General features: G+C 47.0%; 18 protein-coding genes. 8 read left to right on the top strand and 10 right to left on the bottom strand.

Features of this window, described 5'->3' with window-relative positions; all coding sequences use genetic code 11:
- Positions 1 to 163: 163 nt before the first annotated feature.
- The 9 genes from LZZ85_RS17650 to LZZ85_RS17610 form a co-directional block, all read right to left on the bottom strand.
- Positions 164 to 1,534, bottom strand: coding sequence for a glucoamylase family protein (locus LZZ85_RS17650; protein ID WP_237874663.1), 1,371 nt, complete (start codon positions 1,532 to 1,534; stop codon positions 164 to 166).
- A gap of 15 nt (positions 1,535 to 1,549) precedes the next feature.
- Positions 1,550 to 3,253 carry a glucoamylase family protein gene (locus tag LZZ85_RS17645; RefSeq protein ID WP_237874662.1) on the bottom strand — a complete coding sequence of 568 codons (1,704 nt, stop codon included), beginning with the start codon at positions 3,251 to 3,253 and terminating at the stop codon, positions 1,550 to 1,552.
- A gap of 2 nt (positions 3,254 to 3,255) precedes the next feature.
- Entirely contained in the window at positions 3,256 to 4,491 is a 1,236-nt protein-coding gene (locus tag LZZ85_RS17640) for a multiheme c-type cytochrome (RefSeq protein WP_237874661.1), read from the bottom strand.
- Between the two features lie 305 nt (positions 4,492 to 4,796).
- Positions 4,797 to 5,633: a LamG domain-containing protein gene (locus tag LZZ85_RS17635; RefSeq protein ID WP_237874660.1), complete on the bottom strand. Its 837-nt coding sequence runs from the start codon at positions 5,631 to 5,633 to the stop codon at positions 4,797 to 4,799.
- Between the two features lie 143 nt (positions 5,634 to 5,776).
- Positions 5,777 to 7,360: a RagB/SusD family nutrient uptake outer membrane protein gene (locus LZZ85_RS17630; protein ID WP_237874659.1), complete on the bottom strand. Its 1,584-nt coding sequence runs from the start codon at positions 7,358 to 7,360 to the stop codon at positions 5,777 to 5,779.
- Positions 7,361 to 7,379: 19 nt separating this feature from the next.
- The gene (locus tag LZZ85_RS17625; protein ID WP_237874658.1) at positions 7,380 to 10,817 is read right to left on the bottom strand and encodes a SusC/RagA family TonB-linked outer membrane protein; all 3,438 of its coding nucleotides are present in this window, start codon (positions 10,815 to 10,817) and stop codon (positions 7,380 to 7,382) included.
- Between the two features lie 132 nt (positions 10,818 to 10,949).
- Positions 10,950 to 12,041 (bottom strand): FecR family protein, encoded by a 1,092-nt coding sequence (locus LZZ85_RS17620; RefSeq protein WP_237874657.1) that lies wholly within the window; start codon positions 12,039 to 12,041, stop codon positions 10,950 to 10,952.
- Between the two features lie 170 nt (positions 12,042 to 12,211).
- On the bottom strand, positions 12,212 to 12,793 hold the full coding sequence (locus LZZ85_RS17615; protein WP_237874656.1) for an RNA polymerase sigma-70 factor: 582 nt from the start codon (positions 12,791 to 12,793) through the stop codon (positions 12,212 to 12,214).
- A gap of 226 nt (positions 12,794 to 13,019) precedes the next feature.
- Positions 13,020 to 15,167 carry a hypothetical protein gene (locus tag LZZ85_RS17610; RefSeq protein WP_237874655.1) on the bottom strand — a complete coding sequence of 716 codons (2,148 nt, stop codon included), beginning with the start codon at positions 15,165 to 15,167 and terminating at the stop codon, positions 13,020 to 13,022.
- 467 nt (positions 15,168 to 15,634) lie between these two features.
- On the opposite strand from LZZ85_RS17610, the gene paaA reads away from it, so the two are divergent.
- From paaA to paaI, 6 genes are all read left to right on the top strand, one after another.
- Positions 15,635 to 16,612: a 1,2-phenylacetyl-CoA epoxidase subunit PaaA gene (paaA, locus tag LZZ85_RS17605; protein WP_237874654.1), complete on the top strand. Its 978-nt coding sequence runs from the start codon at positions 15,635 to 15,637 to the stop codon at positions 16,610 to 16,612.
- A 41-nt stretch (positions 16,613 to 16,653) separates the two neighbouring features.
- Positions 16,654 to 17,016, top strand: a complete 363-nt coding sequence (gene paaB, locus LZZ85_RS17600; protein WP_349291746.1) for a 1,2-phenylacetyl-CoA epoxidase subunit PaaB — start codon at positions 16,654 to 16,656, stop codon at positions 17,014 to 17,016.
- Positions 17,017 to 17,135: 119 nt separating this feature from the next.
- Positions 17,136 to 17,882, top strand: coding sequence for a 1,2-phenylacetyl-CoA epoxidase subunit PaaC (gene paaC / locus LZZ85_RS17595; protein WP_237874653.1), 747 nt, complete (start codon positions 17,136 to 17,138; stop codon positions 17,880 to 17,882).
- Positions 17,883 to 17,902: 20 nt separating this feature from the next.
- Positions 17,903 to 18,406, top strand: a complete 504-nt coding sequence (gene paaD, locus LZZ85_RS17590) for a 1,2-phenylacetyl-CoA epoxidase subunit PaaD (protein ID WP_237874652.1) — start codon at positions 17,903 to 17,905, stop codon at positions 18,404 to 18,406.
- 9 nt (positions 18,407 to 18,415) lie between these two features.
- Entirely contained in the window at positions 18,416 to 19,189 is a 774-nt protein-coding gene (locus tag LZZ85_RS17585) for an enoyl-CoA hydratase-related protein (protein WP_237874651.1), read from the top strand.
- Between the two features lie 6 nt (positions 19,190 to 19,195).
- Positions 19,196 to 19,618, top strand: coding sequence for a hydroxyphenylacetyl-CoA thioesterase PaaI (gene paaI, locus LZZ85_RS17580; protein ID WP_237874650.1), 423 nt, complete (start codon positions 19,196 to 19,198; stop codon positions 19,616 to 19,618).
- 15 nt (positions 19,619 to 19,633) lie between these two features.
- On the opposite strand, the gene LZZ85_RS17575 is transcribed toward paaI, so the two are convergent.
- Positions 19,634 to 20,773, bottom strand: a complete 1,140-nt coding sequence (locus LZZ85_RS17575; RefSeq protein WP_237874649.1) for a glycerate kinase — start codon at positions 20,771 to 20,773, stop codon at positions 19,634 to 19,636.
- Between the two features lie 120 nt (positions 20,774 to 20,893).
- On the opposite strand from LZZ85_RS17575, the gene LZZ85_RS17570 reads away from it, so the two are divergent.
- Together LZZ85_RS17570 and LZZ85_RS17565 are read left to right on the top strand one after the other, a co-directional pair.
- Positions 20,894 to 21,505 carry an acyltransferase gene (locus LZZ85_RS17570; protein ID WP_237874648.1) on the top strand — a complete coding sequence of 204 codons (612 nt, stop codon included), beginning with the start codon at positions 20,894 to 20,896 and terminating at the stop codon, positions 21,503 to 21,505.
- A gap of 110 nt (positions 21,506 to 21,615) precedes the next feature.
- Entirely contained in the window at positions 21,616 to 22,839 is a 1,224-nt protein-coding gene (locus tag LZZ85_RS17565) for a T9SS type A sorting domain-containing protein (RefSeq protein ID WP_237874647.1), read from the top strand.
- The last annotated feature ends 58 nt before the right edge of the window (positions 22,840 to 22,897 follow it).

Raw genomic sequence — 22,897 nt, 5'->3', positions numbered from 1 at the left:
AGCTTCTATGGTATCAACATTTGTTAATCTCAGGATGGCGTGGAAGGAACGCAACGGGCGCGGCGATACGCGGCGAGCGCAACGAAATACAATTTCTTCACTGGCTGTTTCGCCGCGCATCGTTGCGTCCGCAGCGTTCCTTCTACGCCAGACTATTCAGCGTTTATTTACCAAGCCAGGGACTGCTGAATCCCAACTTTTTTAACCCCTCTTTGATCTCGGGCGAACTCATAAACAACTTCCACAATAACCCCGTTCTGTGATTTTCCATCATCACTACCGCAGGCCCCTGATCGATTGCCAGGTAATGCGGCGGAAACCAGTTCGCCGTTTCACTGAACGCATCATAAAAACCATACTGCCCCCATATCTTACCTTTCAATTCACTATTGTACCAATGCTTCATCGCTGCCATTGATTGTTCCGGCGTATACGGGAAAGATGATAGTGCTGCTGTCGGAGAGATCACCCCCAGATCACTGGAGGAGTCAGGTGCATGCGCCGCATATCCATCAACAGAATAACTTGCCGTCAATCCCCAGTTATTCGGACCATATCCTTTATATTTTTTGGGATTGTCCACGCACCATTGATAATTGATCAATGCCTGGTTGCGTGTTTCCTCTTCATAGTTGCCATACTTGTCTTTCAATCCACGTGGATCGAGACCGAGATAGGAATAATGCGCCCAGAACAACGGGCCGCCATGAGGAGGATTGCCCTGGTAATGCATACCGAGTTTGTAACCACCATAGGAGCTTGAATCTTTTATTTTACCATTCTCCGCCCAGCCCTGATGATATACTTCAGCGGGCACACCATGCGTTGGCGAAGAGGCCGCCAGTACGTACATGATCAGACATTCATTATAACCATGAACCGCGAAATTCATCTTCCAGCCAAGATCAGGACTCCAGTGCCAGTACAATACGTTCTTCCCATTTCTGAACCAATCAAATTCCACCGCTTTCCATAACGCATCCATTCTCGCTGCCAGCAACTTCTCCGCTTCATTTCCTTCCGCGAAATATTGTCTGGCGCATAATAGTCCCTGCACCATGAACGATGTTTCTACCAGATCAGCACCGTTATCATTTGGACTGAACGGTCTTACTTTACCGGTTTCTCCATACCACCAGTGCGGCCAGGCCCCATGGAATTTATCCGCCTTTTCCAAAAAGCCAACGATCTTCTCCAACCGTTCACGCCCCTGATCGCGCGTGATAAAACCTCGTTCGATACCGACAAGCAATGCCATTACGCCGAAGCCGGCGCCACCACTGGTAACAGTGCTTTTATCATTCTGCGGATACTTATCATCTGTATGAAAACGTTCGCGCGCTAACCCGCTGACAGGTTCAGCCCCATCCCAGAAATACTGAAAGGTCTGTTGCTGCACCAAACGGAATAATGCTGTATCCGGTAAATTGGGCGGGCCGGACACCACCTCTTCGTTGTTTCCTGATGACGGCTCACCGGAATTACAGGATCCGATAAGAACTGCTGCGAATAATAAGAGACCTGCAACTTTCATGTTCTCTTGTTTAAGTTATAAATAGGGCGCTGTGAACCCGAGATTCTTCATTCCGGTTTTTACTTCCGGGCAACTCGTAAAAAGATTCCAGAGTAATCCTGTTCTGTGATTTTCGATCATTGTAATGATCGGCCCCTGGTCGATCGCGAGGAAAGAACTGGCGAACCAGGGATTGGTTAAAGAGAAGGCATCAATAAATCCATATTCCTTCCAAAGTTTGTCCCCTAATACATAGTAAAAGAATTTCAACGCCTTCATTGATTCAGTGGGCGTATAGGGAAAGGACGCAAGCGCCGCTGTAGGTGCAATAAATCCTGCATCATCAGAAGGCGAACTTGCTTTATATCCACCCTGTATATCACTTGCCGTAAGCCCCCACACTGAATCGCTGTACCCATAAAATTTCTTAGGATTTGTTACGCAGTAACTGAAATTGATCTGTGCATGATTTTTTGTTTGAACAGCATAATCTGCATAGACATCAGACAGACCATTCGGATTGATGCCGAGAAAAGAATACTGGGAAAGAAACATCGGTCCGCCAAGATCCGGCCCCAATGGTAATTGAATACCATAAAAGGTCTTGCCATTCTTCATACTGCCATTTCTCGCCCACCCTGTCTCATACACGGTTTTGGGAATGCCATGCGAGGTGGAAGACGCAGCGAGCACATAGGTTATCAGGCATTCGTTCCATCCGCGGATCGGAAGATTCAGCTGCCATGTTTTATCAGGGCTCCAATGCCAGTACAACTGATTTTCCGCAGTTTCTTTTCTGAACCAACTCCATTCCACACGATTCCAGATCACGTTGATGTCATCACGCAAGGTTGCTTCAGCCCCACCTGCAGTGAAATACTGACGGGCAGTTAACAACCCCTGGATAAGATAGGATGTTTCAACAAGATCAGCGCCGTTATCATTTGCGCTGAAAGGGATCACGGCTCCCGTTGTACCGTTCAACCAATGCGGATAGGCACCATGAAAAGTCTGCGCTGTGTTCTTAAGAAATGCAACGATCTTTTGCATCCGCGCAAAACCCTCCGCACGTGTTACAAATCCGCGTTCTATCCCTGTGATGATCGCAAGAATTCCAAAACCTGACCCACCGGAAGTAACAAGATTATTATCTCCGTTGCTTCTTTCACGTGCTAACCCGGAAACCGGATGACCGAAATCCCAGAAATACTTGAACGTCTGCTGCTGTACTTTGGTCAGCAATTCGTCGTCACTGATCGCAGGAAACTTCCGGGATGAATCAAGCGATGTTGCAAAGTCGATCTGTACATTCGTTGTTAATATAGAGCCGGCTTTGGATCTGAGATTCGCAGAAACAAGACTGGTGAATTTCGAAAGGAAAGGGATACTCGCCGACGGAGTGATAAGCACCACACTGTCACTTTTATCATACCCGATATCAAATGTATAAGACTGGGCATTCGCATCTTTTAGTGTAAAGGCAGAGGCAGTTGTGGCGCGATCCACCGGCGCGTTGAACGCAAAGCTTAATCTGAGATTCTTCGGATTGACCGATATAAATGTTGTGCCATTGGAATTATTCAGTGTCGTTGCCGTTACACGGAAGGGTGCGGGCGGCGGTGTTGGTGGTTCCGTATCTCCGGGGCTCTTGCCACACCGAACAGACAGTAAGGAAGAAACAAACAGTAGAGACAGGAGCGCGGTATTCTTATTGCACATTTTGATATTGGCTAAATCCATGATCACTTCTTTTCTTTCATTAAATTACCAAGGCTGACAACGGCTTTGGCTGTTTCTTCAGGATACACTTTTATATAATGTGTCCGCATTCTTATTGCAGCGGCAGCATCAGCTCCCTGCAAAAATACGGCTATTGCCCTTGAGGGCTGTTTTGGCATGTGACAATCTATACAATTCCCCGTTAAATCTGCCTTAACTTTACCTGCAAGGGTGCAAAAATTGTCGTGTGATTCACTATGACAAGTCATGCACTTCCGGGAAAATTCTTTTAAGTTATTTTTTTCGTTACCATGCGGGCTGTGACACGAACCGCACGTCATGTCACTTTGTTTGAAACATTCACTGGCTGAAAGTAATCCATACTGGTTGCCATGAACATCTATATCAGCCGCATTTCCATTTGCTGTGTCTAAGATGAAATGATCGGTGAGTTTCGCGCCGGATTGATAAGAAAAAGAGGGCTGTGTCTTCCTGAGGCGTCCGCCATGACATGAAGCACAAAGATCCAACTGTTGCTGACGTGAGAACAAGCCTGGCTTTATTATCTCCTGGCCCACTGTATCCGTTGGATGTGCCTGCTGAAATTTTATATGTTCAGCGCCCGGACCATGGCATTTTTCACAGCTGATCGTTAATACCGTTTGCATTCTGTCAAATTCTTCCGGCTCCTTTCCCTGTGGTGAAGTAACCTTCGCAAATGTTGCATGACATTCCAGGCAACGTGAAGTGATCGGCCGGTTAAAGACGATCCTGTTTGGAAACCCGGGACTGTTCGACCATTGCGATGCAGGAGTAAAGTAACTGATGGGAAGCTGGAACAAACGGTTCTCCATCCAATAAAGATATGTTTGCCCCTTATTACCCGAACCGATAGTAATATCAAACCTGCGGGCCTTCGTTTCCCTGCCATCTTCAAATGCCACCTGGTAAAAAGAAGAGTCTCTTTTCTGCATCTCTATCGCGGCATGACGGGTATAGACGAAAGAATTTGCACCCGCGTCGAAACTTCCTTTGATATTATCTGCGGAAGAGAAAGCTGAACTCGAAAAATGCGCACTCCTCAGATGTTGCTCATATACGTCCTTATGGCAACCTGCGCAGGCAGTGTACCCGGCAAATACCTCTCCATTATTGTCCGTAATTATTGTTGCATCATGTCTTGCCCCACCAGAGCATTTACAAAGAATAAAGATGCTGGCCGTCAGAATAAGAACAATAATAACAGATCGTCTATGCATGGAACAAGATTCATGTTTTCGTTAGTAAACATCTGAATGCATGAACAACTGAGCTGCACAACAGATGGTGTTGCGTAAGTTCCCGCAGATTACGCAGATGGTCCATTCATCAAATTAAAGGTTGTTCATTGCTGTATGGCCGGATAAAAAGATGTTTCGCAGGTTACGCTGATATCAGCGTAACCTGCGAAACATTCAATGTATAAGGAGGTACTTTGAATAAAGTAATATCAAAACAAAGGACGTATCATTTGCGTAATCTGCGGAAACTTACGCAAAACCATTATTTTGTTTGCTCCTGTTTTTTATTTTTTACTATCGAACAGGCTCTTCACTTCTGCAGCACTCAATGCGACACCGTACAATCTGAACTGATCGATCGCGCCGCCGAAATTGCCCATCCATCCATCAGGAGTTTTACCAACAGCAAAGTGTCCTGGACCACCCACTACTATACCTGCGCTTTGAGAAAAATCAGGTTTACCTCCATCATTGTTGAATTTGCCAAAACCAGCTGGCAACCCTGTCAGCTCTGCGCCATCAACATAAGTTGTCAGCATAGAAGTAGATGCATCAAAACTGAAAGCAATATGGTGCCATTGATTATTCAGAATGTTCGGAATTCTTTTGGCGCCGGTAAACTCGAACCACTGATCTCTCAGGTAAAATTTCGCTGAAGCCAGATCTGCACTACTGGGATTCCCTGCATCTTCAAATTCCAGGAACATATCCATTCTTGTCCAGATATCTTTTGTAGTAGAAAGACCGAATACAAAAGAAGTTCCTCCACCTGCCGGATTCGGACCATTTTTCTTGAGCCAGAATGCGACGGTCATACTCGTTGACTTCTTAAAGTCATTTGCGGAAGGATACACCACATATCCGTTTGCGCCTCCCTGTATGGCCATTCCAGTGATCCCCTGAGTGAAGGTGGTATTTGTTTCAGAACCAAAATTTGCACGTATGCTGTCAACGCTTGTATTTTCATAAGCGGCGTAGAATTTCAACGGACCTCCGGGAGGATTTGAATCCTTTGGATAATCACCCAATGCAGGGCGTTCTTCTTTTTGACAACCTGTACCCGCCAGTGCGATCATCAGGATCAGCAAAGCGCTTCCGGTAATTTTATTTTTAGTAAACATAACTATAGATTTTTTGATGAACAGAAAAAAGCGGTTCAAAGGATGAAATCAAAATTTCCTCTTGGCCATCAGATCGTTTTCAGGATCCAGGCTGTAAAATTTTAAGCAACAGGGCCTTTGAACTTTGTAACGTTCAGACATTTCTACCATTCAGGATTTTGTTTCAACACTCCTCCCGAAAGATCGATTGCCTTTTGCGGGATCGGATAATAACGGCAACGGCTGGTGTAACCGAGACCACCCAACACTGATTGTGCGTCACCCCAGCGAACAAGATCATAGAATCGATAGCCTTCCATGGCGAATTCAAATCTTCGTTCTGCCTTGATAGCGGTCCTCATTGCTTCTTTGGTTGTAAAGAGGATCTTGGGAACAACCGTTCGCGTAGCACCCAGGTTACCGCTCGCCCTGTTGCGGATCAATTCAAGATTTGCCTCTGCTGTTGGCCCGTCATTCATTTCATTGGCCGCTTCAGCGAGCATTAATATCACATCCGCATAGCGGAAGATCCGGTGGTTGATCCATCGCGCAGCTCCATTGTTATTGATCATACCAGTAAAGGAACGCATGGAAGGATCAGAATATACTTTCTTATTCCAGTACTTCTGTGCCAGCCCACCAGCTCCATCAGGATTTGTATACGCAGGCAGGGTTGCTCCATAGCCGCCTTGTGCAGGTCCACCATCAGACTGGCCGGAGTAAAGGATCGTTTTGCGTTTTCTTGGATCCGCATTATCCCATGCACTCTCCAGGTTATCGGTTGGCGTGTTCCAGCCCCAGCCGAGGTTCCATTCAACAGGCGCACCATTACGTCTTACCTGCTGACAGGTACCCCACTGATTTCCATTATCCACTTTAGAGTTGCTTTGGCCATTCTGGCCAACATTTGCCTGTGTTTCGAAAATTGATTCCGGCCCGTTCTTCCCAACACCATTTACGCCATCTTTCCAGATATCTTCAAAGTTTGGCGAAAGGGTATATACGTTGGACGCAATGATCTCTTTGCAAAGACCGGAAACACGTCCCCAATCTCCGCGGAACAAATAAGATTGTGCCCACAATGTGTTTGCAGAGCCACGTGTAACGCGACCGTCAAATCCATTGCCATACTCTTCCGAACGCAGCGGTAATAATGCTACTGCCGCGGTGAGATTTGAATCAATAAATGCATACAGCGTAGCTACAGATGATTTAGCCCTGATACCATCCGATGGGTTAACGATCTTGTAATTGATCAATGGTACTTCACCATATGTTTTCACCAGTTCGAAATAAGCATACGCTCTGAAGAACAGTGCTTCTCCGACGTTTCTCAGTGAAGCGGGATCGTTCACTTTTAAGGAGTCCGCAGTATGCAATGCATTATTAGCTGCATTGATCATCGAATAGTGGTCATTCCAGTAGGTATTGGGAGCCCAGTCGTCTTTCGCATACTGGAATGTCTCAAACTCGGTAACGATCTCTTTACCATCGTTTGCATCACTTCCTTTTTGTGCATCATCATCACGGATGCTGTGGAAGTCGAGCCAAACGAGTTCGGAAAATCCGGATGTCGTGCGCAGGATATTATAGATCGCAAAGATCTGCCCTTCAAGTGCACCCTGGTTAAGATCATCAAGTGTTGATTGTAACGGTTTGCGATCAAGGAATTTCTTACATCCCGATATACTGATCGCTACGGGAAGCGCTAACAGGAGCGTCCATAAAAATCTTCTTTTCAGTTTCATAATAAATCAGTTTATAGGATTAAAAGGTAATATTCAGACCTACAGTGCTCACAACAGGAATCGCCCCGCCCGCATTATCATATCCGAATGCAGTTGCATCACCACCAAACTCCGGTGTATAACCGAGGTTGTTCTTCCATGTTTTCAGATTCTGGACGTTCACAAAAAGACGCAGGTTCTGAATACTCCATTTGGATAGAAGTGATTTGCCGAAATTGTAGCCCAGCTGAATATTTCTCACCCTGAAATAACTACCATCTTCAATATTGTAAGTAGATCCATTATAGTTGATCCGATTGCCCTGACCTAATATTGGAGTCCAGTTAGATGTACCAGCTCCATGCCAGCGGTTCAGTTTTTCTTCCGGATAATTCACACGCTGGAACGGCGATTCAAGGGAACCCCATGTTCTGAAGACTTCATTACCATAAACACCGATCAGATCTATGCCAAGATTGAATCCTTTATAGATAAGATTAACGGATGTACCATAAGTAAAGTCCGGCGTCGGATTGCCTATGAATGTTCTGTCATCTGAGGTGATCTTCCCGTCAGGACCTTTACCGTCCGGTCCGCTGATGTCAGCAAATTTGAAGTCGCCGGGACCATAAGCACCCACAGCAGCCTGGTTAGGAGAACCAAGGATGTCTGCATAAGACTGGAAAATACCGGCAACCTGATAGCCGTAGAATGAACCGATCGGATGTCCAACCTGTGTACGGCTTTCTGCGCTACCATTATTCTGGAAGCTTCTGAACAGATAGCCTGTAGGAAGGTCTTGACTCAAACTAAGCACTTTGTTCTTCAGGAAAGTAATATTACCGCTTACTTCGAGGCGGAGATCGCTGCTGAATGTTTGTGTCCAGGCAGCTGAAATCTCAGCACCCCAGTTGCGGATGCTGCCACCGTTCTCCAGTTTATTTTTCAAACCGATAGAAGAACGATCCACATAAGTCATCAGATCATTCGTTGTTCTGCTGAAATAGTTTGCTTCAAAATGCAAGCGGTTCTGGAATGCACTCAGCTCAACGCCGATCTCTTTCGCATTAACAGTTTCCCATTTCAGGTCAGGGTTCGCGAGATAATCTTCTGTTGCAGCTGTATAAACATTCGTTCCAAATACTGCGTTTGAACCAGAAGTGAGATTGGGATAGAACGGATAGTTAAGCGGAGTTCCATCCAGCCTGGAAGCTGTCTGATTACCCAGCACACCGATCGAGCCTTTCAGTTTCAGCATTCCCAGCATGCTCTGTCCATCCATGAACCTTTCCCTGGTAAGATCCCATGCAGCGCCCAATGCCCAGAATTTCTGGTTACGGTTCTTTTCAGGGATTCTTGAAGAAGCATCATTACGGAAAGACGCATTCAGAAAATATTTGTTCTGATAGTTGTACAATGCACGTGCGAGATATGACACAGTGCTGTATTCACTTTGACTGGAAGTACTGGATGTCGTTGTCGGATCTTCGAAGCCATTAGACATATACCAGAAACGGGGATCATTCGGAATGGGAACGCCCGCCGGTCCGATATCCTGGCTCACTCTTCCGGTACGGTTAAAATTACCGAAGTAGTATGTTGTAAAGCCCCCGGTAAGTGTAAGACTATGATCACCGAATTGCTTTTTGAAATTCAACACGTGATCCTGCTGATATTTTCTCCAGGTCTGATCATCCTCCTGCACTCTTGTAACAGCACTGTAAAGTTCCGGTTGATCTGTTTTAGGATTGTACGCATAATAAAGCGGCGTATACTGACGCTTATTGAGGTTGCTGATATCTGCATAGAAAGTTGAACGGAAAGTGAAATTTTTCAGGAATGCGACCTCTGCGTATATGCTACCAACATTTCTGAACTCAATGCCTTTTACTTTATTCCATTCATTTTCGACACGCAGTAATGGATTCACCACACCGGAGTTTTGCAAACCCACATCCAGTGAAGAATAAAGATCCATATTAAGACTATCCGTACCATAAGGATTTCTGACATAGTAACGCTTTGTTCCGGAAGAAACCTGCGGCATTACTTTACGTGCATCATCCAGTACGGATGTGGCATCATATGGATTTTGTTGCCTGGAGGTATTGAAGATCACGCCGACTTTGATCGCCTTACTTACTTTCAGTTCATCGCTGAAAGAAAGCTGCATCTTTTGCAGGCGTTCATGACGGATGATGCCTTCATCGGAAATGTAGCCGAGACCAAGATTAAACCTGTTCTTTTCGGTGCTACCTGAAATGCTGAGGTTATTGTTGGTGAAATTTCCCCTGCGGGTAACAGCATCGATCCAATCTGTATTTGCCGACAGGCCGGTATAATCATACGGATCCGTGTTTCCGTTATTGGCTCTTTCCTCGGCGAAAAGTGTGGCGAACTGATCTGCGTTTGCAAGCTTGATCTTATCCACCAGCTTTTTGAAACCCCAGCTCGTATTGAAGTTCACCGTTACCTGACCCGCTTTTGCTTTTTTGGTAGTGATCGCGATCACACCCGTAGCACCCCTTACCCCGAAGATGGCAAGCGAAGAAGGGTCTTTAAGCACCTCAATAGATTCGATATCATTTGGGTTAAGGTAATCGATATTATCATTGAAGATCCCGTCAACAACATACAGCGGGTTTACCTGGCCGATACTGACGGTACCACGTATACGGATGTCAGGAGCCTTTCCCGGAGTTCCGTTGTTCACTACTGAAAGACCGGCCACACGTCCCTGGAGTGAAGCGATCGGGTTAGAGTTTGGCTTGTCAGCAACATCTTTACCAGCCACCTTGACGATGGAACCGGTAAGGTCTCTTTTGCTGGCTGTACCATAACCGATCACAACTACCTGGTCGATCAGTTTCACCGCTGGCACCAGCTTCAGATCGATCACCGGCCTGCCACTAACGGCTACTTCCTGTGTTTCATGACCAATGGCAGAGACAACGATCGTTGCGTTGTCTGCCACGGTGAGTGAGAACTCGCCATTGTTGTTTGTGGTAGTACCATTACTCGTACCCTTTTCCAGGATCGAAACACCGGCAAGCGGTTCATTCTCTCCGCCGGTGACCCTGCCGGTAATGCGGACGTCCACATTTTCAGCAGCATTGGTAGATAATACAACCACCAGGTTCTTGTTGACGAGCTTATAGGTAAGACTGTTCCCTGAAAAAAGCTCTTCAAGCGTTTCTTTAAGAGAACCATTGGCCACATTGATATTGACCCTGGCTTTCAGGCCTTTAAGGTCATAATTGTAGAGGAAGCGATAATCGCCACCCCGCTCGATCGCCTTTAGGACCTTGCGGATCTCCGTGTTTTTAGCACTTACATTGATGCTTTGCCCACGCCCTTCATGAGCCTGGACCTGGAAAGTTGTGAATAGAATTACAAAGATGGTGAGCTTCATTACCGTCAGGATTTTCAGAAGCGACCGTGTTGGGAATGCCCTCCCCAGAGGTACACTTTTTTTCATACATTTGGGTTAAGAGTTAACAATATGAAACCCCATCTACGCAGTTAGTTAGAAGGTTTCAGTTTTTTCTTGCCGGGAAATGTTGCCGCATTTTCCGGTTTTTTACTTTTTCGTTAGCTGGTATTGGTGCGTTTAGTCTGTGATTTCCACTTCATTATTATTTATTTTGTATTGGAATGGTGCGATGTACTGTAAAGCCTGTAAAGCCTCTTCCACGCTCTCCTTATCAAACGAACCACTGAGGCGGTATTTGGAGACCTTCTCATTCCGGAAATGAATGCGGGTATTGAACCAGCGTTCCATTTTTACCGCCACGTCCTGGAATGTATCTCCTTCAAAGATCAGCCTGTTATATACCCATGATGTTTCCACCAACGATGTATCGGCGATATGCGCCGGCAAAGCGGTGATCGCAATAGCGGCGGCGGCTGTACCCGTCCTGACAGTAAGATCCGCCCTATCTGCTCCTGCAGACTCTGCCCCGGCAAACTTGTTGAACACAAGTTTCTCCTTCGGCTTAAGAATGATCTTGGGCAGCTCCGGCTTCGTCTTATTCGTCACTTCAATCAGCCCGTGTATCAGGGTTGTTTCGATCGTTTTATCCTGCGAATACGACTTCACATTAAATGCCGTACCCAGCACTTTGATATCTATAGCTGATGTATGTACTATGAACGGATGTGCGGGATCTTTGACGACATCAAAAAACGCTTCACCTTCCAATTCCACTTCGCGGGTAGAATCACTGAACCCTGCGCTGTATTGGAGCTTACTGTCCGAGTTAAGCCACACCTGCGTTCCATCAGGCAAGACCATTTTAGAGCGGATGCCGCGGCCTGCCACCACTTCATTTACTTTGGGCTGCGCAGCGATCACATCATGCTGTTTCCGGGGAATTAGTGCCCATACCGTTCCGGCAATTGCTGCAACAATTGCGGCAGCAGCAGCGATCCTGAACATGCGGCGAAGAATTCCAGGCCGTGCAAACTCCTGCTCCGGTTGACCGGTAGCCATTTCAAGAATATGTGCAAAATGCTGGTCTGGTGTATGATCCTGTAAAGGTTGAACGGCCCGATGATGTTGCCAGTAGGTATGAAGGATCTCGGCAAAATACTGATCGCCGGGATGCAATTGCAGCCATTGCTGCAACTCCTGCACTTCTGCGTCAGTAGCTTCTCCCGCGAGGTTGCGGGACAGTAATTCAGTTAGCCGGTCATTCATCATATGGCAAAGCGATAAATGAATAGACCGGAATTCGAAAGGATGACCTTAAAAGAACTTTAACTTTTTTTAGGAAAATTTTTGCAATCGGTTTAAAGTAACGAATAACCAGCGTGGCATCTGCACCCGACACTGAAAGCATCGGTAGTGCTGGTCTTCTGTTGAACGCAACCTCAGGATTTCTTTGTCACAAACCTTGGCAGGAAATCAAAATGCCCTTTCACTTTTTCACTGATCTTCTTCACGGCAATCACCATTTGCGCATCAACTGTATTGACAGAGATATGGAGTATATCCGCTACTTCCTGGTATTTCAGGCCATCCTCCCGCACAAGTTTGAATATCATTTTACAACGTGGAGGTAATTCATCCACCGCCGCGCGGATACTTTTGAAGATCTCGGACGTGATCATCTGCTGATCAGGGCATTCCTCATCCTGCAGTTGAATATTGATAAAGTCAAACGAATCCGTGATCTGCTCATTCGCCTTCCGTGAAAGAAAATTCAGCGAGGCATTTTTTGTAGCTGTATATAGATAGGTAGTAAGATGCTCGATCTCTGTAATGGTCTCTTTATTCTTCCAGACCTTTACAAATACTTCATCCACGATCTCCGTGGCAGCGTCCTTATTTTTTAAAATGGAGTAAGCAAAACGCGTCAGCCTTTCGGCATAGAAATCGAACAATTGCCGAAATGCCCGTTGGTCACCAACGGCTATTTGCTTTTGCAGTAAGTGCAATGCTTGATCAGTCAAAACAATAATGTTGTTCATGCAGGCAATCGTCAATCGTTACTTAAAATTAGAACAACTTTAGAACTTGAAACAAATTTTGTTTTTTATGAACAGGGGAGACACGATTGTGCTAGCCGTGTTCGTTGACCGCTGTCCGTTGACCGTTGTCCGAAATACAGCGACGGGAACAATATTCTCTTACGGGTTAAGACGGTGAACGGTCAACGGGCAACGGACAACGATCCCGTCATTTCAAAAACGGCTTCAACGCCTTGTAAGGCTTTTGGAATTTGAAATGGTTTACATCCGCATACTTCTCTATCAGCTTTCGAGCCGGTTCCGACAGATACCAGCCGAGCGGGATGCGGTCTCCTTTGAATTTGGTGAGCCGGAAATTGATGCTGTTCAGATCCGGGTCGAGCTTGACAGACATGGCTTTCACGCCGTCGATCCAGCGGAATAAGGTATTGATCCCACCCGCAAGCGGCGCTGCTTCATAACCGGCCCCCATCGCCTCACGGTGGCCGCTCGTGTCAGAACCATAGGACAGTGAAATGATCACCGGTACGATCCTGCCGGCCGGCTTGATGCGTTTTACCACAGACTTTATCATCATCACCGTCTGCTGCGCAGTCTGAACGGCTGTGTTTTCAAAGTATCCTCCATCTACCAGGTGACCGAATTTCTCTTCGCGCCCGTTTACATTCTGCATCATCAGACCCGGCGGCGTAATAACCGGAAACCTTGCGGAAGACACCATCCCTTCTTTCATCGGCACCAGCATTTTAGTTGCATCGAGAATATCCAGCGCATCTTCGTAATACTCCTTTGTTATCCTGTAAGGAGAAAAAACGGCTTTCTGTCCTTCTTCCACATACAAACTATTAAAAAGGATCGCCGGGCGATGAAAAGGGTTGGCGTCCTTCAGCCATGGCGTGAGTATTGACTGATCCAGTAAAGTCGATCCGGCATCGTTCACGCGCGTATGTGCTGCAAAAACTTTCGAGAACCCTTTATTCAGGAACGCCGCACGGTCCCAGGATTGGATCGGCCAGGGCAGTACCCGTTGAAAAAGATCCGGGAACATAAAACCATACGTCACCCCTGTAAGAAAATCAGCGGAAGTGATCGTATCCAGTGGCGCATAAAATGCCGGATCACTCAATGCCGGAACACCTGCTTTCGCCCTTTCAAAAATATAGTTGTAGAAAAAACTCAGTCCTACTGTTCCTCCTGAAGCACCGGTTACCGCAAAAGTGTTTTCATACATTTCCGGATGCGCAATATGAAGCTTTTTCAAAACCTGTGCAGTCCAGTAACACGCACGGATGCCGCCACCTTCAGCCGCTATGATGAACACCGGGGTGATAGAATCTTTTTGAAACAGTGATCCTTTCTCCTTTTTATAGGTAAGCCAGCTTTCAAAATAGGTACTGTCCGGCAATCTCGCAGCGATCTGCTCTTCCTGGTGCTGATCCTTTACCTTAGCCAATGCATGGTTATTGTTGCGGGGAAGGAAAAACAGCAAGGCAAGAACAAGCACAAATGTGAAGAATGGAAAACGCAGCCAGTTGGAGATATACATCACAAACAAGCTGATGATCGTGTAAAAGATCAGTCCGCACAGGATCACTAACCCCGGTTTGCCATTCAGGGATGGAGTGCCGCTTGCAGTGATCCACGCATATACGAACGATCCTATAAAAGCCGCAGGTATAAAGAACTTTGTCGTGGAATGAAGATGCTGCATTTTCACCACCGTTTTCACATCCGTTTTTTCCGGCATTGCAAACCTTGCATCAGTTGGTTTGATGATCCGCTTATTTCTTACCAGCAGATCCGTACGATAACAGAGATAAGTGATATGAATGATGCCGATGAGTAATACAAACAGCACTTTGATCACCCGGCCATCATTAAAACCATTTACCGAAATATAAGCCCATATAAAGATGATGTATGGAACAGCACCGAGTATACGCGGAATTACCTTTGCCAGTACGCCGGTGGTATGTTCGTATGCACTATCGACTGTTACAACAATATGATCTTTCTTCAACCCGCAATCCCTACCGCAGTTTGGGTCTTCGAGTGAATCCGTAAGGCGAACTCTTCTTTCAACGATCCTCCCAAGATTGGAGATGGTCAGCGCAATTCTTGATACATACCATATCACCCCACTCCAGATCACCAGCAATCCGATGAACGCAAGCACGTATGGGTGGAACAGATCCATTGAACCAAAGGCCATCATCATATCCATCCCCTGGTCATTCACCTGGAAAGCAAAAAGCCCGAAAAAAAGCAATACCAGTAAAAATGGGATGCGGCCAAGGATAAAGAAACTACCGCGTATCCACAGCAGCAGACGCGTTTTGCGAAGAGTCTTTTTCATGCAGGAGGGTTTAATCGGTTTGAGGAGCGCATAATCCTTGTGGATCATGTGGTTGTGTTCCGGGAAACTGTTACCGAAAATATAGAATTAAACACAGCTTCGGTCTACCACATTAAGGGTATAGCGGTTCCGATGATCTGCGAAGGGTATCGGCCACTGTTCAATCAGATGAAAAAGACATTGAAAATCAACATATTAAAGAATAAGAACCTCACGATCACCGGCGTCCAAGACGGATCCCTGAATCGGCCGAAGGGAAGTATCACAAAGCGCGCAAAGGCCCCGCAAGGGACACTAACAATTTCTTTGCGTTCCTGGCGGAGCCTTTGCGTGCTTTGCGATACTGTTACGCCAGTCCCCAGGGCAATAATCCGCCAGACATAAGGAGCTATCCCGGAAACAGCCTTCCTGCAGTTTCCTGCCACAAAAGGCACATACACCCGTTAGTTTTTACTAGCTTTGTACCTATGTCCACAGCTCAACATAACGATACGCTTTTCCAGGAGAGGGTCGATCAGGAGATCAAGATCGAGCCCCGCGACTGGATGCCGGAAGCTTACCGGAAAACCCTGGTACGCCAGATCAGCCAGCACGCTCACAGCGAAATAGTAGGCATGCTGCCGGAAGGTAACTGGATCTCCCGCGCTCCGTCCCTGAAACGCAAAGCGATCCTGATCGCCAAGGTGCAGGACGAAGCCGGCCATGGGTTATACCTTTACTCTGCCGCTGAAACCCTGGGAACCTCCCGCGAGCAGATGATCAACGACCTGCATAGTGGGAAAGCCAAGTATTCATCCATTTTTAATTACCCCACACTTACCTGGGCAGATATCGGTGCGATCGGCTGGCTGGTGGATGGTGCCGCCATCTTAAACCAGGTAATGCTCTGCCGCACTTCCTACGGACCTTATGCAAGGGCCATGGTGCGGATCTGTAAGGAAGAAAGTTTCCACCAGCGGCAGGGTTTCGATATCCTCATCGCTTTATCCAAAGGAACAGACGCGCAGAAAGCCATGTGCCAGGATGCGATCAACCGCTGGTGGTGGCCAAGCCTTATGATGTTCGGCCCAAAAGACACCGAAAGCACCAACAGCGATCAAAGCATGAAATGGAAGATCAAACGAAAAAGCAACGATGAACTTAGACAAAGCTTCGTGGATATGTGCGTGCAGCAGATAAAAGTACTGGGAATGACACTGCCCGATCCCGATCTGAAATGGAATGAAGCAAAAGGCTGTCATGATTTTGGCGAAATAAACTGGGACGAATTCTGGAACGTTGTTAAAGGCAACGGCCCCTGCAACAAACAACGCCTCGATGCCAGGAAAAAAGCCTGGGCTGAAGGCGAGTGGGTGCGGGAAGCGGCCACGGCTTTTGCGAACAAAAGGCAAAAGTCAAAATTAGAAAGCCTAAATAACGATGCTGATATAAGAAAGGCTGTTTAAAAATTTTTACTTTTTACTTTTTACTTTTTACTTACCGCTATATGTCCATCCAGATAAGATTATTTTATTACGGTGATATTCCTGAAGACAAGGCCGGGGGAGGGATCGTAACGCAACAAACGAACAACGACTGGCCGCTCTGGGAGATCTTTATCCGCAGCAAACAGGGCCTCGACCATAAACACGTCGGCAGCCTTCACGCCGCAGATGCTCAGATGGCCATCGAGAACGCCCGTGACGTATACACCCGCCGCATGGAAGGCGTCAGCATCTGGGCCATAGAATCCAAACATATTCACGCCAGCAACCCTGACGAATCTGCCAGTCTCTACGAACCCTCCAATGATAAGATCTACCGGCACCCAACGTTTTATGATCTGCCGGATGAAGTGGGGCATATGTAGAAATCTGAACAGGCCAATTGTTGTCCGTTGTCCGTTCACCGTTCACCGGAATACAATTGAAGCACAGCTCCGGTCAACGGTCAACGGACAACGGTCAACGAACAACGAACAACTAAAGAATGTCTCTACTCAACTACTCCCTCTCCCTCGCCGACTCCACCCTTCTCCTCGGCCAACGCAACAGCGAATGGTGCGGGCATGGACCGGTACTGGAGCAGGATATCGCGATCACGAATATTTCGCTTGATCTGATCGGACAGGCAAGAAACTTTTATCAGTATGCTGCCATTATCCGGAATGACGGATCTACTGAAGATACACTGGCTTACCTGCGTGATGCAAGGGAATTCAGGAATCTTTTGCTGGTTGAACTGCCGAACGGAGACTGGGGCTCAACAATACTCCGGCAATTCTTTTTCAGCAACTATCAGCATCTGTTATACACAAAGCTGCAGCAAAGCAATGACGAACAGCTTGCCGCTATTGCCGCAAAAGCATTGAAAGAAGTAACGTATCATCTTCGCTGGAGCAGCGAGTGGGTGATACGACTCGGCGATGGAACAGCGGAAAGTCATCGCCGTATGAATGATGCATTACAGGAGTTATGGCCATATACCGGCGAAATGTTCATCCCCGTACCATTTGAAAAAGAAATAGCAAACAAACAAACAGCCCCTGATCCGGGATCTTTAAAAGACGCGTGGATGGAAAAGACAGCAGAGATCTTCCATGCTGCTACACTTGATCTCCCGGGAAATGTTTTCATGCATACCGGTGGCAAAGAAGGAAATCATACTGAACATATCGGATTCGTGCTCGCAGAAATGCAATTCCTGCAAAGGGCTTATCCCGGTGCCGAATGGTAATAAACTGATCCATCAAACACATGATCTACCCGGTAGACATATCAACCCAACCTGTCTGGACCATCCTCTCCAATATCATGGATCCGGAAGTACCTGTTTTGTCGATACTGGACCTTGGCATTGTCAGAAAGGTAACAGTGAACGATGATGACGTGGAAGTGGTGATCACGCCCACGTATACCGGTTGCCCTGCTATGGATATGATCAGTGCATCTGTCAGGATGGAACTGCTTGCAGCTGGCTATAAGAACGTCAGTGTATTGCAGGTGCTGTCTCCCGCGTGGACCACTGAATGGATGAGCGAACAGGGAAAAAAGAAGCTGAAAGAATATGGCATCGCTCCGCCGAATCCTCTTCAGCAGGTTTGTCATCATGACCTGTTCATGAATGATGAAGCGATTCAGTGCCCCCATTGCGAATCATGGCATACGCGACTGATCAGTGAATTCGGCAGTACAGCCTGCAAATCACTTTATCAATGCAAAGACTGCCAGGAGCCTTTTGATTATTTTAAATGTCATTAAACATATTACATGTCATCTATTCTTTTTGAGATCGATCAGCAGGTGGCCACTATCACGCTCAATCGTCCGGATAAGCTGAATTCCTTCAACCGTGAGATGGCCTTGCTGATGCAGGATAAACTTGATGCATGCAAAGATGAACAGGTGCGCTGTGTATGCATCACCGGTTCGGGAAAAGCTTTTTCCGCCGGTCAGGATCTTGCCGAAGTAACAGATCCCGAAGGGCCAGGCATGCAGCGGATCTTATCAGAACACTACAACCCCATCATTACGCGCATCCGCAACCTGGAAAAACCGGTGGTGGCAGCCGTAAACGGTGTGGCCGCCGGTGCCGGTGCCAACATTGCGTTATGCTGCGATCTCGTCATCGCCGCCTCCTCCGCATCATTTATCCAGGCTTTCAGCAAGATCGGCCTGATACCCGATAGCGGCGGCACTTACTTCCTCCCGCGATTGATCGGGTGGCAAAAAGCATCCGCACTGATGATGATGGGCGAGAAGATCACAGCCGCCGACGCAGAGAAAGCGGGCATGATCTATAAAGTTGCCGAAGACACGGCTTTTACTGAACAGATAAAACAAACAACCTCCTACCTCGCAGCCATGCCAACAAAAGGTCTGGCTTATACAAAAAAAGTACTAAGCCTTTCCTTCAGCAATACACTCGACCAGCAATTGCTTGCAGAAGACGATTACCAGCAAAAAAGTGCGCAGACCGAAGATTACAAGGAAGGTGTGAACGCCTTCCTTGAAAAAAGAAAACCATCATTCAAAGGAAAATAACAAGCTATGACAAGTACTCCCGCAAGTCCAGCACAGGTGGTCGATAAAATGATGAGAGATGATCTCTTCAGTCAGTGGCTTGGAATTTCTGTTATTGAAGTACGTGAAGGTTACAGTAAAATAAAAATGACGGTCCGTGCCGAGATGATCAACGGTTTTGGGATCGTTCATGGGGGCGTTGCCTTCTCTTTGGGTGATAGCGCGTTTGCGTTTGCTTGCAATAACCGCAACAATCTGTCTGTTGCGCTGGATACTTCCATCAATTTCACAAAGCCTGTTCATGTTGGCGATGAACTGATCGCCGAGGCGAAAGAGATCCATAACGGGCGATCAACAGGATTGTATCATATCACGATCATCAATCAGCGGGATCATATCGTGGCAGTGTTCAAGGGCACCTGTTTCAGAACGGGGAAACCGTTGCTGTAGCATGGAAATATACTTTTATTTATTTGGCTGTTTAAATTTAAAACTCTCTCCGAAGTATTGAATAACCGTCGCTTTTAAGAGCGTATAACCGTTCTTCATATTCTCTTCTGCACTTCTATCAGGAGCTGCAATGGCGAAAGCTTCGGTTACGCCAAGGTCTTCAAGCTCTTCCTTTGAAGCTTCCAGCAAACCACAAAAAGCAATGCAGGGGATTTTATACTTTTTCGCGAGAGATGCGATGGTGCCAACTACCTTTCCGGAACCGCTCTGATCATCGATACGCCCTTCACCTGTAATAAGAAGATCCGCATTGTGCAACTCGTCTTCCAGTTTATTGGCTTGCAAGACCAGCTCTACCCCTTTACTCATATCCAGCTTGAAGAAAGCGCTCAGCCCTGCCGCAATACCACCAGCCGCACCCGCACCAGGAAAAGAGGCGATATCAACGGACCGGCGGGCTTCGATCAGCTGCGCGAAATTACGCAAGCCATTGTCCAGCTGCTTCACCATTTCCTGATCGGCACCTTTCTGAGGACCGTAAACATAAGCAGCTCCCTTTGCACCGTACAAAGGATTTTCTACATCTGCCGCGATCTGAAATGAGATCTCCGGTAATCTATCGGGAGATACGATCGAATGAACCAGAGAAAGATTGCCTCCCGTTGGCTCAAGTTCTTTGCCGGTTTCACTGATAAAAGAAAAACCAAGCGCTGACAGGATCCCGATACCAGCATCATTGGTCGCGCTTCCTCCAAGCCCCAGGATAACGCGGGTGGCACCGCGCGTCAATGCATCTTTCAGCAGCAACCCTGTTCCATAAGTAGAGGTATGGAGCGGATTTCTCTCTTCCGGTTCAAGTAACACCAGCCCACTCGCGGTTGCCATTTCAATGATCGCCACCTTCGTTTCCGCATTCCACTGATAAGGCGCTTTGATCGGGCGGCCAAGCGGATCAACCGTATCCACTTCAATTGTTTCTGTATGGAAATAATGCTGCAGGACGATATTGAACCCATCACCTCCATCAGCCATCGGAAAACGCAGTATTTCCAGCGCTTCTTCTCTCACACTAACTATCCCTTCTTCAATTGCTTTACAAACATCTTCACTCGTTAAAGAACCCTTGAACTTATCCGGAGCAATAATGATCTTCATAGCTCAAATGTAAGACGCGGATTTTAAACGCGAATTCCGCGAATTGGAGTTCCTGAATCCTTGAAATCCGCTCTCATTGAAAAATAATTCGCGTAATTAGCGTATCATAATTAGCGTACCATGTTTTATACGTTCAATGGGCATACGCCCGTCTGTCATCCAAGTTCCTACGTCCACCCTCAGGCTGCAGTTACCGGCAATGTCATCATCGGTAAAGATTGTTATATCGGTCCGGGGGCGGCGCTTCGTGGCGACTGGGGACAGATCATCCTGGAAGATGGGTGCAATGTGCAGGAAAATTGCACGGTGCATATGTTTCCCGGGCTGACGGTTACTTTAAAAAAAGGAGCACATATTGGCCACGGTGCCGTGATCCATGGAGCGACTATAGGGCGTCACTGCCTGATCGGCATTAATGCTGTGATCATGGACCATGTTGTGCTGGGAGATGAATGCATCGTTGGCGCTTTGGCATTTATAAAAGAGGGAGGGCAATTCGCACGGCGTAGCCTGATCGCCGGCCTTCCGGCTAAATTCATCAAAAAGGTCAGCAATGAAATGATGGCCTGGAAAAAAGACGGCACTGCACTGTACCAGGCACTTCCTGCTCAGCTCCACTCGTTCAGCCATCCTTGCGAGCCTTTGCGCAAAAAGCCTGCAACAACAATCACTGCCAAAGCCAGTTATGAAACCTGGCGGAACCGGCAAAAGCAAAACAAAGGCAAACCCTGATCGCTCAGGTAATATTATCTTTTCCCGCAAAGCAGGAATTCCTTTCGCCTGCAAGGGAATAGTCGTAACTTTTATGCTCTTCCCGTTATGTATAACCAAAATACTGGTCTATGAAAAGATTTTTACCCTTTACACTTTTACTTTGCGGTAGCGTATCCCTGGTCTCTGCTCAGGATCGTTTTGCCTATGCCATCACCGATGCGGTGAAGGATGGCGCTAACTGGTCTTCCCTGCGAAAGCTGGATCTTCAAACAGGAACATTTGGAGACATTATGCTGAATGGCCTCGATGCATCAACCAAACCACATGATGCAGCTACGAAAAAACAAATGACGGAACCATTGCAGGACAAGCAATTCGGTGCTCTTGCCAATATTCCTTTCGGAACAGGGGTGGCAGCCATTGCCTTTGACCGGAAATCACAACGTCTTTACTACACGCCCATGCTGATGGATCAGCTGCGTTATGTCGATCTTAAAACAATGAAAGTTTACTTTGTAAACGATGCCGGTCTTACAGGCGCAACTGCAAAAGCAGCCGATCAAAGTAATATCATCACACGTATGTCGATCGCTTCTGATGGAAATGGTTACGCCCTTACCAATGATGCGAACAGCCTGATCAGGTTTACAACCGGTAAAAAGATCACCGTAACAAATCTCGGGATCGTCACAGACGACCCAACGAACACGCACGTTTCGATTCATAACTCCTGCAGCAGTTTTGGCGGAGATATGATCGCTGACGATGACGGCAATCTCTACGTTTTCTCCGCGCGCAATTATGTGTTCAAAATAAATATCGAAACAAAAGTTGCCACCCTTCTGGGACGGCTGAGCGAGATCCCTGAAGCGTTCACGGCAAACGGTGTAGCTGTTGCCGGTGATAACTCGGTATGGATCACGAGTGCGGTTGACAATTCAGCAGTATACAGTGTTGATATGAAAACGCTCAGGGCTACAAAGGTCACTGATGGCGCATGGAAGAGTGCCGATCTTGCAAACAGTAATCTGCTGGCAACGCACAGATCAGCCGCTATTCCGACCCTGATCGCGTCTACCAACGAGATCTCCAATAAACAGGTGCAGCTTTACCCTAACCCGGTAGTGGGTAAACAGTTTGCGGTGCGCCTGAATTTGCCTGAAGGGAATTATACGCTGTCCATGACAGATATGATCGGCCGTCAGTCACTGGTGCAATCCGTGATCAATATCAAAGGAACGCAAACGGAGAATGTTCAGCTGCCTGCGTCCACGCAAAACGGGATGTATCTTGTCAGGGTACTGGATGGGAATGGCAAGGCTATCTACAGTAAAAAGATCCTGGTGCAATAACTAATACAGCGTTCTGTATAAAAAAAGTCCCGGGGTTGATGTCCGGGACTTTTTTATG

The sequence above is a fragment of the Terrimonas ginsenosidimutans genome (genome assembly GCF_022012415.1).
GTDB classification, from domain to species: domain Bacteria; phylum Bacteroidota; class Bacteroidia; order Chitinophagales; family Chitinophagaceae; genus Terrimonas_A; species Terrimonas_A ginsenosidimutans.
This window is presented reverse-complemented; position numbering and strand designations above follow the sequence as displayed.

Excerpts from the sequence above, each read along its gene's own strand:
- paaA (WP_237874654.1), top strand. The coding sequence starts at position 15,635 with ATGTCCACAGCTCAACATAACGATACGCTTTTCCAGGAGAGGGTCGAT.
- LZZ85_RS17640 (WP_237874661.1), bottom strand. The coding sequence starts at position 4,491 with ATGCATAGACGATCTGTTATTATTGTTCTTATTCTGACGGCCAGCATC.
- LZZ85_RS17625 (WP_237874658.1), bottom strand. The coding sequence starts at position 10,817 with ATGAAAAAAAGTGTACCTCTGGGGAGGGCATTCCCAACACGGTCGCTT.
- paaC (WP_237874653.1), top strand. The coding sequence starts at position 17,136 with ATGTCTCTACTCAACTACTCCCTCTCCCTCGCCGACTCCACCCTTCTC.
- LZZ85_RS17610 (WP_237874655.1), bottom strand. The coding sequence starts at position 15,167 with ATGAAAAAGACTCTTCGCAAAACGCGTCTGCTGCTGTGGATACGCGGT.
- LZZ85_RS17645 (WP_237874662.1), bottom strand. The coding sequence starts at position 3,253 with ATGGATTTAGCCAATATCAAAATGTGCAATAAGAATACCGCGCTCCTG.
- paaD (WP_237874652.1), top strand. The coding sequence starts at position 17,903 with ATGATCTACCCGGTAGACATATCAACCCAACCTGTCTGGACCATCCTC.
- LZZ85_RS17570 (WP_237874648.1), top strand. The coding sequence starts at position 20,894 with ATGTTTTATACGTTCAATGGGCATACGCCCGTCTGTCATCCAAGTTCC.
- LZZ85_RS17650 (WP_237874663.1), bottom strand. The coding sequence starts at position 1,534 with ATGAAAGTTGCAGGTCTCTTATTATTCGCAGCAGTTCTTATCGGATCC.
- LZZ85_RS17575 (WP_237874649.1), bottom strand. The coding sequence starts at position 20,773 with ATGAAGATCATTATTGCTCCGGATAAGTTCAAGGGTTCTTTAACGAGT.
- paaB (WP_349291746.1), top strand. The coding sequence starts at position 16,654 with ATGTCCATCCAGATAAGATTATTTTATTACGGTGATATTCCTGAAGAC.
- LZZ85_RS17630 (WP_237874659.1), bottom strand. The coding sequence starts at position 7,360 with ATGAAACTGAAAAGAAGATTTTTATGGACGCTCCTGTTAGCGCTTCCC.
- LZZ85_RS17620 (WP_237874657.1), bottom strand. The coding sequence starts at position 12,041 with ATGATGAATGACCGGCTAACTGAATTACTGTCCCGCAACCTCGCGGGA.
- paaI (WP_237874650.1), top strand. The coding sequence starts at position 19,196 with ATGACAAGTACTCCCGCAAGTCCAGCACAGGTGGTCGATAAAATGATG.
- LZZ85_RS17635 (WP_237874660.1), bottom strand. The coding sequence starts at position 5,633 with ATGTTTACTAAAAATAAAATTACCGGAAGCGCTTTGCTGATCCTGATG.
- LZZ85_RS17565 (WP_237874647.1), top strand. The coding sequence starts at position 21,616 with ATGAAAAGATTTTTACCCTTTACACTTTTACTTTGCGGTAGCGTATCC.
- LZZ85_RS17585 (WP_237874651.1), top strand. The coding sequence starts at position 18,416 with ATGTCATCTATTCTTTTTGAGATCGATCAGCAGGTGGCCACTATCACG.